Genomic DNA, 12,468 nt, shown 5'->3' with positions numbered 1-12,468 from the left:
GCTTTATCTACCTGCTTCTATTAAACCAAAAATAAATGTAATTTGCTAAAGGTATTAAATATAGATAAAAGGCAAAAGCAATGGAGCTTACTCCTGCATTTAAGGTGGTTAATGGAACTAATACGGCGATATTCCAAGGTATTAAAGGGGATATTATTATAGATGTATTTTCCATATCTAATGCAAATTGCTCAGCAGTAATATTATTTTTTTCATAGGTATTTTTCATAAGCATATTACTGAGTATAACTGCTAAGGCTTGACTGCATCCAAAGGCTGCAGATGCAATGCTTATAATTATATTTGAGAGATATACATTATGTCTGCCTTTAACATTGTTTAACATTAACTCAATTGACTTTAACATTTCAGTGCCTTCAAAAATTCCTGTAAAGGCAGAAGATACAAAAACTACTATAGAAATCTTAAGCATTGAAAGTATACCACCGCCGGAGATTATACTTGATAGCGTACTTTTATAAGGTATGCTATAACCAACAACAATATATTTTAACATTTCAAGAATATTTACATGCTGTAATAAAACTGCAATTATGCTAGCTATTAAAACGCTAAGCAGCATTAAGGTTTTTACATTAACCTTAAAAATAGAAAAAATTAATATAATTGCCGCAGGTAATAATGTAATAATATTAATATCATATACTTTTGTGATTTCTCGTAGTAAAAAATTATTTCCTGTTGCTAATGGGAAGTTAATAGAAAATATAGTATAAATAACACAAGTCAAAATAAAAGGAACTATTGAGGTTTTAAACATATTTTTAATGTTTATAAATATATCTGTTTCAGTTAAGCTAGCAACTAAATTCGCACTTGAGGACATAGGTGAGCATCTATCTCCAAAGTAGGCCCCTGATAAAATTGCACCAGCTGTAATAGGAATACTAACTCCTCCGCCTCGAGCCATTACCATAAGTGCAATTCCCACTGTTCCTATAGTTCCAAAGGAGGTACCAATTAAAAAAGAAACAACGGAACTTATTAAAAATGTACAAAGAATAAATATGTGCGGATTTAAAAATTTCATTCCATAATATACAATTGCCGGTACTGTTCCTGATGCCATCCAGGATGCAGTTATAGCACCAATTAAGATAAATATTTTTAAAACAATTAAAGATTTCTTTCCGCCTTCATATGACATCTTTAAAAGGGATTTGAAGCTAAAGCCTCTTTTAATTCCTAATATAATAAATAATACTAAACTAATAATTAATGGATATCCTATAAATATTCCTTTAAAGGCACTAGTTAATAATAAAATAAAACATATTATGAAAGCTATTATAATGTTCATTTAAGTCTCCTGAAAAAATTTTAATTAAATTTGTGCAGCAAAATTCTCACATTTTTATAATATCAAAATTCAATTTAATTTAATAGCTTGTTTGTTTAATTTTTAGGTTATAATAATAAATATGATGGTATTTAAAGGAGTGTATTGAAATGGAAATAACTTGGCTTGGACATTCTTCTTTTTTGTTTAAAGATAAAAAAGGAAGAACACTAATTACAGACCCCTTTGATGAAAGTGTTGGTTATAATGTTTATGAAGGTCCTGCAGATGTAGTTACTATAAGTCATCATCATTTCGACCATGATTATACTAAAAAAATCAAAGGAAACCCGGAAATAATAGATAAGGTTGGATTTTTTCATGCATGTGATATAGACATAACTGGTCTGCCTTCCTATCATGATAATGTTAAAGGCGCAAAGCGTGGAGAGAACGTTATATACATTTTTAAAATGGATGACTATAGAATCTGTCACTTAGGAGATTTAGGGCATATTCTTTCAGTTAAAGACGCAGATGAAATTGGCGACATCGATGTATTATTAATCCCAATTGGTGGAAATTATACTATAGATGGAAAAGAGGCAACGGCAGTTTGTAAACTTTTAAATCCAAAACTAGTAATACCAATGCACTTTAAAACCTCTGCAATGTCCTTCCCAATTGAAGGCGCTGAAACCTTTTTAACACATATGAAAAATGGAGAAAGAATTCAAAGCAATACGCTAAAGCTTGATGGAAGACTTGAAGAAAGAAACTTAGTTAAAATTTTAGACTTTAAAGCATAAGTGTGATGCCACGGGTATGTTACTCGTGGCATTTTTTAATAATTTTAGTTTAAGCACAGTTCTGCAGCAATTATTTACAAGCTTACATTTATGTCATTTTCATCGGCTGAATAAACTTCTAAAACCAGCCTATTAGCACCTGTTCCTAAGTAAGCACATATAACAATATCTATAATTACTCCAACATTACCCAACCTAGTTAATGGGAATATTATTAAGCTAAGTAGGGAAAATATTAGTCCCAAATATATTGCCAATTTAACTGTTAGCCCAAGATTATTAAATAAGAATTTTATTCCTAACTTAAAATTTTCTTTAATACCTACTTCATCTTTTACAAATGAATATTGAACATAGACAAATATTACAGAAACAAAAGAAAGTAATATGAAATTTTTATTAAAAACCATCAGTAATAATGGAAACCAGATTATGCAATCCAGTAAAAAGAACTTATGCCAATTTTTATTTCCTTTAATAAAAAAATCTCTTCTACTAGCCTTCTCCTCACTATCTGACCCAACTATACTCATATATCCACTGTGAAGGAAGCTTAAAATCAGAATTACAGTTATAAAAAATGATACATTAAAAATACCGAATCTATTTAATATGCCTGAAAACCCGCTGCTATCATATTTAAATAAGGGTGCAGGAAAGTCCTCCAAAAGGTAGTTAACACTTGGCGGCGCCCCTATAAAGCCCAATTTAATCATAAATATCTTTTGAAGCGGATTATAAGCAGTATGATATATTTTTTCCCAGCTAAGCAGATTAGTTAGGTCAAGTGCAATAGGTATAATGATAATCCATAAAATTTTCTCTGCTATAAATCTGCAGCCATTACTAAACCTTTCAGAAATACTCATTGCCTTTACTCCTTTTAAATTCTTTCACATTGTAATATAATTAATATTATACCATATATTGGAGGTAGTCTATGAAAAAATATTTCATGCTTTTGCTTACATTATTTATGATTTTACTTACTACTACAGCTTTTATATATGAAAACAACGTACAAGCCCCACAAATCAAACAGCCATCCATTTCAATAGATTCGCAAAGATTTGGACTAATAAAAAATATTGTATGGACTAACAAATATATGAATGATAAGAAATCTTTAATCATTTTATCTAGTAAAAACACTGGACAGGGTGTTATGTCTTGTTTGTATCATTTAAATATTGATACTGGTAAATCCCAATTACTTGCGGAATTTCCTTCCCATAAAAATTTGAACAACGTAGTATTGCTTGATGGTCCAATGAGTCAGCACAGCATAGTGGCCGCCTATGACAAAGGAATAATTAAGGTTAACTATCCTACTACTGACCAAGGTACTGTCACTCATGAGATGACTGACATAACAGGCTTTGCAACAGCAACAAGTATGGATCTTAAGGGAAACCTAGTTTATACTCGTGAAAATGATAAGCTGCTATATGTTAAAAACATTTCAACTAGTAATTTTACTGGTTTTTTCACTAGCAATAACATAAAGGATTTAACAACCTATTATACTAAACCCCTTTATGTATCAAATTTTAATTCTTTGGATAATATTATTGCTTATACTTCTATAAATAGAAATAGTGTAGATCTCTATGCCATGGTTAATGGGGTTCCTGTTAATACTCTAAACAAACCTGTCATAAGAAATGTTGTTACCTCTCGAGGTATCGAAGATAGTTTTGGTTTTACAGGTATGAATATAATAAATGATACAAAAAAAAATAAAATCCTTAATCTGTTTATGATAAGGAGGACTATAGATAAATATAATAATGATGACTACTACAGCTTAGACACCATCCCCTATAATACGGATCCCTTTGGAGCTGTACCTGCAGTGGATTCAACAACTTATAATTCAGAGTTTTTTTTAGCTTATACTAGCTATGATGAAAATCATAAAGGAAGTCTTAAGATATGCGGTCTTAATCAAAAGCCGAAAGTTGTTGTAAAGAATGAAAATATATTTGGTCCTATAAGTATGACTGATTTACTTCCCTTTAATAAAATGTCATACATTCTTTACTTTACCTTAGAAAATAACAATGTGAAAATAAAAATCTGCGACAGCAATGGTAACTTAGTGAAGGATATTACTGATATGGTTATAAAAAATAATCTAACATAAAATTAAAGAGGCTGCACAATGCCATAGTATACCTAATATAGTATAGTTAACTATTGTAACCTCAATGCATTATGCAGTCATATTCTACTTTGTTTTCTTAATTATTGGTATATAAATATCCATTCTTATCTTTTCATATTCCCAAGGATGACAGTGTTCATCATAAAATTCAAAATCAAGTTTTCTGCTATCAATTTCATATACTGAGTTTGGAAGCCACTCTTCTAAAATATATTTCCAAGTTCCTTGTATACTGCCTACAAAATCTTTATCATCTATCTCTGGAGTTGTGAAAACAGCATAAGTTGCTGCTGGAACTTGAAGTTTGTACATTTCATCTAGAACATTGTCAAAGCTTAATACCTCCACCCCTAGAACATAAGAAAATTCATCAGTCTCAGTATTTGTATTAATACAGATTCCATACTCTCCATGCTTTGGCGGTTTCTGAGTAGCATATAGCTTTGATTCCTTCCCTTCTAAATCACATTTATCCCAAAAGGCAGGAATATCTTTTGAGTGAGCATTATTTTTCAATGTAGTATCAAATTTATAGCCGACTATCTTAAAAGAATCCTTATTAATTATTTTAGGCTCCATAATTACCCCTCCAACATTATTTTGTTTTAGATTTATTAATTTAACTTTATTAGGGCATCCCTCTGGTGCGTGCATGCGATAATAGTTAGGAGAATAACCAAAATGCTTCTTAAAAGCTTTAGTAAACCCAGAATGAGTTTCAAAACTATAATTCAATGCTATATCAAGTACTCTTTCCCCATTTCTTAGATTAAAGCAGCTATATTGAAGCTTTCTTCTAGTTATATATTCCATCACGGGCATTCCAACAAACTTATGAAACAATCTGTAGTAATGATAAGTTGAAAATCCAGAAATGTAAGCAAGCTCATGAGTTGTAATTTTTTTATTGATATTCATATCTATATAGTCTACAGTTTTTTGAATTAAATCTATATTCTCCATAGGTGTTAACACCTCCTAAAATTATCTTACACCTGCAGGTTAACTATATATTACCATACAAACCTTGATGATTCTTTTCCTATATTGTCAAACTGAAATTCATGTTATTTTTGAATTAACTCACATAAATTCTATTATAGAGTTATAATAAGTTCTTTGTTGATTTACTAGTAAAATTCTATATAGTATAACAAAGACAACTGGTATACTAAACCAGTTGCCTAAGTAATTTTATTTCTATCTGCAATTAATTTCTCATACTAAGCTTTCCAACATCCTTAATCTTGTCCTTACTGGAAAAAATCTCATAATAGTAATGCGTCTTAATATCCTCGTCCTTTTTGTAGGTTCCCTTATAAGCTCTAACCTTGCCCTCTAAGTTTTTATATTGTGCATTTTGAGCCTCATCGGTATATACTATATTAAAAAACTTTTTTGTTGCATCGATAGTGCTTGAAATCTGTCCGTCTTTTTCAGCTTCAAACCTTACATGAACTATATTGTTTAATGTACCGGTTCCAGCGTAATAGCCCTCTATATTCACTAGATTAGCCTCTTCCATAAGTTCTTCTCCAATTTGTGTATAGCCTTCCAGCGCTTCTACATGTACTACCTTTTCGCAGCTGGACAGTACTGCAATTGAAATCATTACAATAATAAATACAAAAGATGCTGCCAAAGCTATTGATATTTTATTGATCTTTTTTGGCTTTACTCTCTTGAGAGTATTAACATAATAGCCGTTTTTTGTACCCTTAGAATATTTTCCTTTCAAAATAATCCCCCTTTATTCAATAAAAACAGGAGTATAAATACATATATTTTCTGTTACAAACTTTCCAAGTCTTGTGTATATTCCTGCAAATTCAGTTCCTGTTACATAAGCTCCAAATATAGGATATAATAAATCCTGCGTTTTGCTTATATTATCATAAACAGTATAGTCAACATTAAGAGTGTGAACTCTTTCTTGATATATATGATTTTCATCCGGCACTTCTTTCAGCTCACAAGCTAAAGCCACACCATTTCCTTCCCTTGAAAGTAATGGCTTTACAATATAATCGTATGTCCCAAGCTTTTCTGCCTCTAGAGAAGTTTTAGGTATATATTTTTTAATAAGCCTTATTTCTTCTTCGCTATAAAACCCCTGCACTAAAAGTTCATACATAACTGCAAAGAAAGCCTTTGACTGTGAAATAATAGTATGTGTCGGATTTATTGATAGGGTATTTTTAAGGGCTTCCTTTATATTTTTCATGCCATCTAATTCAAACCAATCAAGAGGATAATATCTATAAACAGCATCTAGCTCCTTACCAAATAACAAAACCTTGCCACTTTCAGATACTGTGCAGTCGTATATACTGCCTAAAACAAATTCAAAGGGCAGCTCTTTAAGTGTTTTATATAGAGCATTTGCTGTATACCAGTCTTCATAGTAAGTCCCGGACAAAATACCAATAATTTTTATACTGCGAATTTTTGAATAGTCCTTTATTATTTTTATAAATTGTTTTATTATCTTGTTTCTAAGCTCCTTATTTGCACTAAGCTTATTTATATTAAGCTCTTCTGTAATGATATTATCAATATATAAGCTTTCTATAAGTCCTGCCGGAGTTTCTGAATTTATCTCTAGAAGCTTTAAGTTTCCAGAATGATCAATTGCCCAGTCCATCCTAGCTAGAAAGACAAACTCCTCAGTAAGCTTATACTTTAATAATTCCTTCAGATTCTCAATTCCTAATATATCAGCAAAATAATCTATATTGTTATATAAAAGAGTTTGAGTCTTATCCATTATTGAAGCTATCTTGCTAGTTGCCTCTGCAAGCTCCTCATATTTACCCTTTTCTAATGTAATATAATCGAGGCCCACATATTCAAAGTTCTTTACATACCTTCCTGTAAAATCAGCTTCAAACATGGCTCTTTCAGTGATTTTATTCCATAGTTTTTTTCGTTCTTCTCCAATTACACAAGCAGAATTTATTTTAACTGAATCACTCTTTATGCCTATAGGAGTGATCCATGTATGGTCATCTGTAGTTAAATAATCCCCACTCCAACGCATGCAGCAGCCTGAAAGCTCACTCTCAAATATGAAACAGCCTATATTTGCAAAGGCTTTTGTAGGAAATGCAAAGTTTCCATCAATTGTATAGTATGAATCACAAGGCTTAATTTTACAAAACTCTTGAATAATAAACTCCTTACCGCTTTCTAAAACATACTGAACATTTTTCTTCCAATCTTCTGCACTATGAAGAGATCCTATAAAAACATCTATGCTGTATCTGCCATATACAGGTTTAAGCACCAGTTCATCTTTATTCTCTAAAATATAACTTATTTTAGACTCATGAAAAGGCTCTGTATGCGGTAAAGTTGATATAATAACTTCTCTTTCTTCATCAGAAAGCCTTTTGTCCTTTGCCTTCACTAACTGCCATAAGTAGGTGTAGAGATTCTTGCACTGCCCAATTATAGCCCTAGGGTCATTCACTATATCTACTTTACCATTTTCAAATACCTCAAGTATCTTATCAAAATCATTAATTTCATAAGAAAACTCCGTAGGAAACAATCTTAATATAATATCTATTGGTCTTTCAAAGGCATATACAAGCTTATTTTCCAAATACAGATTTTTAGGGCCTACTCTTATAAATTCTACATTGCTCTGCTTAAGCTCCTTTTCTAAAAGTAACATTATATGAGCTTCTTCAGCATGACAAGGATCTGAAAGAAGAGCTATATTGTAATGTTCTTTTGAAGGCTTAATTTTTAAAAGCTTTTTAAAAGCCTTTTTAAATCTCTGCCTAAACTCAATGTTTAAATTATTATTAGCTTTCATTTCTCCTGTGGCTAATATTTCTCTTTGAGCGCAGGGTTTATCATAATTAAACTCACTGTAAAAAATTCCGCCATTAGCTCTAAGAAAGCTGTCATATCTTACCCAAAAGGTATCTTCTAAGGGCCTTTTTAAATTCAATATTATATCTCTATACTTAAAATCAGGTATAAAACACTGAAAATCCCTAAATGCGGTAGTTATATTTGACATAATTCTGTATACAAGCTTATCCAGTATCTCGGAACTATTCTTAAATACTCTGTATTCTTCCTTTGAAAGATAGAAAGGAATTGTACAATACACTTCATCTTTTCTAGTTGAATGAATCATATAATAATCAAACAATAACTTGTCTGAAAGTTTTTCATACATAATTTAACCTCTTTAGCTTAAAGAACTTGATAAATGAACTCCTGAATATCCGCCCTTTTCAATAGTTGATGCTGTCCAGCTTTTCCATCCACCATTTGATATAGTCTCACTTGAACTACTAGTTGAATAACTATGGAATATAAAAGGAGTATGATATCCTCCTCCACCAGATATTATTGGAGAACTGTTGTTATTTTGCTGGTCCTCCTTTTGCATTTCCTCCTCATCTACTACTATTCTAGGCGGTTTTCTTTCACAGCCTGTTTCAATAAGAGGATTCGCCAAAACCATTGATACTGCCATAGCAAGAGCCACTGCTTTTGATTTATTTTTGTTTTCCTTATCACCCATTAACTATCTCCCCTATATCAATTGTATCTACAATAAAATTATTTAATCTCAAATGCTCTAAATAGCACTTTATATCTTCTTTTATGACTTTATCATATAAAAAAGATACAGCCCTTTTATTTAATCTTCTTAACATATCAATATCCGGCATCTCTTCCTCAGTTATTTCATACTGATTATTAAAAAGCATAGGATTATTTATATTTAAATCATTATAATATCTATTTTTATCAAGTATAAAAGCATGAGTTATTGGCCTATTGGGCTTAATTATTTTAGCAGCTCCTATTAAAACCTCAATAAGACTGTTATCTCCAACTATTCCATAAGGATGAAAAAGAAAGTTATAGGATAGTATAGCGGAAGCTTGAAGCTCGTTATTTAACGCTATTGCTGTCTTTATACCAATTATACCGTCTACATCTACTATTATTATTCTGTCTTTCTCAATATTTTTCTTTAAAATTTCTTTAAATTCATGGCTAATACTATAATCCTTGTTTAAATTTAATTCAAAATTTTCAATGTACTTTCCTGAAACAAAAGGAGAAGACTTAAATAAATATTCAAACACCCCAGAGTTAATAGTCCATTTTTTATATACCGAGTACCAATCCACATTATTTAATTTCATAATGAGTTCCGCCTTTATGTACAAAAGCAATTACGGGAAAAGTAGAAACTATATGCGTTAATCCTTCCTCTCCTGAAACTATTATGTTATGTTCATTAATAGCTTTAACGACTCCATTAAACTCAATCTCAGGTTTTGAATTGTTATATGCTCTTTCGGAATAATATATATATATTGGCTTAAGAATATGATAGCTTCCTGCTAAATCACCATCATAAACAACAGAAATCACATTACACATTGGTATAATATGCTCATATCCTTCATTATCTTTCACTATAATATTATGCCCTGTAACCTTTATAATTTCTCCTCTTAAGGTCACATCAGGATTACTATCATTATAACTTTTGGTAGAATTATATATATAAATATTGCACATTAAATTCGCATCCCCTTTTCTTAAATTTTACTATACTATATATATTTTAGTATAACATACTTTATTAGGTAATTTTTTATATATTCTCATATAAATTAAAATTTTAGAAAAAATTTAATTTTAATATAAACAGCTTAATTTGTATTTTGGAATATCCTTATACTAATAAAAAAAGCCATGCATCGCATGACATTTTTTATCTATATTAAGTAGTACTTCTAATAATTCTTATTGTTCATGTAGCCTAATGAGAAAAATCCAAGTCAGCTCCAATAGGAGCTTTACCTTTTTTCTCTAAAAACCTATTGATAGCTGGTATAATCACATCTAAGCATTGGGTAAATAATACTATGACCTCCCCTTCAATAGCCTCTTCCATAGCAGCAACAATTGCCTCTTCTTCCTTATAAATTATTTTTATATTTTTCTCATTAAAACCTCTCTCTAACGAGCCTATCTTTAATAAACTTGCACTTTCACCAATACTTCTTCCTCTTAAATCTGCTTGCTCTCGTATAATAATATTATCGGAATAATCAGCTGTTATGCTTCCAAGCTCCTTTATATATTTATCCATTCTATCCCCAGGTGCAGCAATAATAGCAGTCAGCCTTGAGGGTTTAAGAGATCTTGCTATACTTAATACTTCATTAAATGCCTCTGAATTATGGCCATAATCTAATATTACTTTAAAATCTTCAATCTCTAGGATATTTTGCCTTCCAGGGTTAAAATATAAGTCACACTTAATTTCTTTAATGATACCCATAATTTTATAAACATCCTCACAAATATTAAGCACTGCCCCTGTGGCTGCCATTATATTTAAGATGTTTCCTTTGGAATAGCCTCCGTGAGTGAAGGGAATTTCTTTAATATTTAGAAGTTTATTTTCAACTTCATTTTTGTTATAAATTAAGTTTTCATTTTCTAAATAAAAGCATTCTCCTCCTTTTCTTATTTGTTCTAGTATATATTTATTTTTTTCAATGCTAAAAAGACATACATTTTTTTTACTTTTTGTGTAATTTACTAAATCCTCCTGAGCTTTAACCACAATCTTTCCATTATAATCGAGTTCTTCAAGCACAACAGCTTTAATTTTAAGTAGATCCTGAACATCCTTTATACCTGACATTCCAATATGATCTTCAGATAAAGAAGTAATAACAGCTGAACATGCTTTTTCGTAACCAAGACCATTTTTTAAAATTCCACCCCGTGCTGTTTCCATAACCGCTGCTTCTACTGTATTGTTGCACAAAACTGATCTCGCACTTAAGAACCCTGTAGTATCTCCATTTCTTATTTTTTTGCCATTTACAAAAATTCCACCAGTAGAGGTAAGAGCAGTATTAAAGCCAAGATTATTTAAGATGTAATATATAAGACGTGCCGTGGTTGTTTTACCATTTGTTCCTGTAACAGAGAAAATAGGTATTGCCCCAATTCCTTCTTCTATTAATTTATTAATAAAACAATTAGCAATTTTGTCCTTAACATTATCTAATTCTTCGTAAGCATCAAAAACGTTTCCTAAATCCACCAGCATAAGCTCTTTATCCTCTTGAAGATCGATGTACATAAATTCGATTGGAAAATCCCTATATACCTCTGCGCAAAAGCTCTCTAGACCCCTTAGTGCAGTAACCACCTCAAGAACCTCCAAGCTTTTACTTTCTACTTCCATAACCTTATAAATGCCATCCTTTCTCAAAACCAATAAAACCTGGCCCTTATAGCAAATAACTCTAAATTTAACTCTTCCATTATAAACAAAAGCTCTGGTGTAGGTTTTTAGTACATTATCTAGAACAGTGTTTAATTCTTCTTCATTATTTATTGTTACTTTAACTTCTTTACATTTATTAATATTCCTTATATTTATAGGATAATTAAAATCTGCAACCTCTTTTATTTCGTGAGTCCCATATAAAACCCTTCCTTGAACCTTAGGAATTTGAGAATATCTTAGTTTCTCCCAAAGACTCATTCTGTTCCTAGAGATTTGAGTCATCATAGTATTTTCATAGCTTTGGTAATCTCTTCCGAGTATAATCGAATTTTTACCATAGCCAACTTGAAATAAATCTTCATTAAGCTCTATTGTAGGAATTCCTCTTTGTCTAACCAAATTGATTACATAATATAAAAAATCTTTTTTAATTAGATTCTCTGATTTTTCTGCAAGTAACTTTGGATTATCTAAATAATACTGTATATTGCACAATAAATACTTAGAAAACTCTTCCTCAGTATAAGTAAGCCATATATACCGTGATTCAGCTATATTTTCACAGTCAATCAGTTTCTCCTTAAACCCACACATATAGCAAATTTGAAAATACATTTTTAAATATGTTCTAATTTCCAAACTATCTGCACTTTTGATACATATCTTTATTATTTTTTTATGTCCTTTAATATTATTACCTTCAAACACTTTTAAAGAAGCTATTTTCATCTTTATTACATCCTTTTCATATAGCCTTTAATAGATAAACTACGCTATGATTAGTATTCCAAATTTATGCAGTATTATTTACTTATAAAAAATTCTTTTGATAAATTAACTAATAAGCATTTGTATTATTAATCCATTGACATTTTTGAAAATTCTTTCTATTCTC

At 30.5% G+C, this 12,468-nt stretch carries 11 protein-coding genes; 2 read left to right on the top strand and 9 right to left on the bottom strand.

Features of this window, described 5'->3' with window-relative positions; all coding sequences use genetic code 11:
• Positions 1–7: 7 nt before the first annotated feature.
• Entirely contained in the window at positions 8–1,321 is a 1,314-nt protein-coding gene (locus ACJDUH_RS00895) for a Na+/H+ antiporter NhaC family protein (RefSeq protein ID WP_406763268.1), read from the bottom strand.
• A gap of 149 nt (positions 1,322–1,470) precedes the next feature.
• Between ACJDUH_RS00895 and ACJDUH_RS00890 the strand changes: the two genes are divergently transcribed.
• Positions 1,471–2,109 (top strand): MBL fold metallo-hydrolase, encoded by a 639-nt coding sequence (locus ACJDUH_RS00890; RefSeq protein ID WP_406763267.1) that lies wholly within the window; start codon positions 1,471–1,473, stop codon positions 2,107–2,109.
• A gap of 74 nt (positions 2,110–2,183) precedes the next feature.
• On the opposite strand, the gene ACJDUH_RS00885 is transcribed toward ACJDUH_RS00890, so the two are convergent.
• Positions 2,184–2,978, bottom strand: a complete 795-nt coding sequence (locus ACJDUH_RS00885) for a hypothetical protein (RefSeq protein WP_406763266.1) — start codon at positions 2,976–2,978, stop codon at positions 2,184–2,186.
• Positions 2,979–3,049: 71 nt separating this feature from the next.
• On the opposite strand from ACJDUH_RS00885, the gene ACJDUH_RS00880 reads away from it, so the two are divergent.
• Positions 3,050–4,255 (top strand): hypothetical protein, encoded by a 1,206-nt coding sequence (locus ACJDUH_RS00880; RefSeq protein ID WP_406763265.1) that lies wholly within the window; start codon positions 3,050–3,052, stop codon positions 4,253–4,255.
• A gap of 84 nt (positions 4,256–4,339) precedes the next feature.
• Here the strand turns inward: ACJDUH_RS00880 and ACJDUH_RS00875 are convergent, their stop codons facing one another.
• From ACJDUH_RS00875 to ACJDUH_RS00845, 7 genes are all read right to left on the bottom strand, one after another.
• Positions 4,340–5,239: an AraC family transcriptional regulator gene (locus ACJDUH_RS00875; protein ID WP_406763264.1), complete on the bottom strand. Its 900-nt coding sequence runs from the start codon at positions 5,237–5,239 to the stop codon at positions 4,340–4,342.
• A gap of 247 nt (positions 5,240–5,486) precedes the next feature.
• Complete coding sequence (locus ACJDUH_RS00870; protein ID WP_406763263.1) at positions 5,487–6,014, bottom strand: hypothetical protein; 528 nt, start codon at positions 6,012–6,014, stop codon at positions 5,487–5,489.
• 12 nt (positions 6,015–6,026) lie between these two features.
• On the bottom strand, positions 6,027–8,471 hold the full coding sequence (locus ACJDUH_RS00865; RefSeq protein WP_406763262.1) for a glutathionylspermidine synthase family protein: 2,445 nt from the start codon (positions 8,469–8,471) through the stop codon (positions 6,027–6,029).
• A gap of 12 nt (positions 8,472–8,483) precedes the next feature.
• Positions 8,484–8,822, bottom strand: coding sequence for a hypothetical protein (locus tag ACJDUH_RS00860; RefSeq protein WP_406763261.1), 339 nt, complete (start codon positions 8,820–8,822; stop codon positions 8,484–8,486).
• Entirely contained in the window at positions 8,815–9,456 is a 642-nt protein-coding gene (locus ACJDUH_RS00855; protein ID WP_406763260.1) for a hypothetical protein, read from the bottom strand. The genes ACJDUH_RS00860 and ACJDUH_RS00855 overlap by 8 nt, the downstream gene beginning before the upstream one ends.
• Positions 9,443–9,838, bottom strand: coding sequence for a hypothetical protein (locus ACJDUH_RS00850; protein ID WP_406763259.1), 396 nt, complete (start codon positions 9,836–9,838; stop codon positions 9,443–9,445). The genes ACJDUH_RS00855 and ACJDUH_RS00850 overlap by 14 nt, the downstream gene beginning before the upstream one ends.
• A 244-nt stretch (positions 9,839–10,082) precedes the next feature.
• Positions 10,083–12,302, bottom strand: a complete 2,220-nt coding sequence (locus ACJDUH_RS00845; protein WP_406763258.1) for a Mur ligase family protein — start codon at positions 12,300–12,302, stop codon at positions 10,083–10,085.
• Positions 12,303–12,468: the final 166 nt, after the last annotated feature.

Source organism: Candidatus Clostridium radicumherbarum (assembly GCF_045310525.1).
Taxonomy (GTDB): domain Bacteria; phylum Bacillota; class Clostridia; order Clostridiales; family Clostridiaceae; genus Clostridium_AT; species Clostridium_AT radicumherbarum.
Note: the sequence above shows the minus strand (reverse complement) of the source record. Positions and strands in the feature narration are given on the sequence as shown.

Coding starts and splice junctions, on each gene's coding strand:
- ACJDUH_RS00875 (WP_406763264.1), bottom strand. CDS start 5,239: ATGGAGAATATAGATTTAATTCAAAAAACTGTAGACTATATAGATATG.
- ACJDUH_RS00845 (WP_406763258.1), bottom strand. CDS start 12,302: ATGAAAATAGCTTCTTTAAAAGTGTTTGAAGGTAATAATATTAAAGGA.
- ACJDUH_RS00890 (WP_406763267.1), top strand. CDS start 1,471: ATGGAAATAACTTGGCTTGGACATTCTTCTTTTTTGTTTAAAGATAAA.
- ACJDUH_RS00855 (WP_406763260.1), bottom strand. CDS start 9,456: ATGAAATTAAATAATGTGGATTGGTACTCGGTATATAAAAAATGGACT.
- ACJDUH_RS00895 (WP_406763268.1), bottom strand. CDS start 1,321: ATGAACATTATAATAGCTTTCATAATATGTTTTATTTTATTATTAACT.
- ACJDUH_RS00860 (WP_406763261.1), bottom strand. CDS start 8,822: ATGGGTGATAAGGAAAACAAAAATAAATCAAAAGCAGTGGCTCTTGCT.
- ACJDUH_RS00880 (WP_406763265.1), top strand. CDS start 3,050: ATGAAAAAATATTTCATGCTTTTGCTTACATTATTTATGATTTTACTT.
- ACJDUH_RS00865 (WP_406763262.1), bottom strand. CDS start 8,471: ATGTATGAAAAACTTTCAGACAAGTTATTGTTTGATTATTATATGATT.
- ACJDUH_RS00885 (WP_406763266.1), bottom strand. CDS start 2,978: ATGAGTATTTCTGAAAGGTTTAGTAATGGCTGCAGATTTATAGCAGAG.
- ACJDUH_RS00850 (WP_406763259.1), bottom strand. CDS start 9,838: ATGTGCAATATTTATATATATAATTCTACCAAAAGTTATAATGATAGT.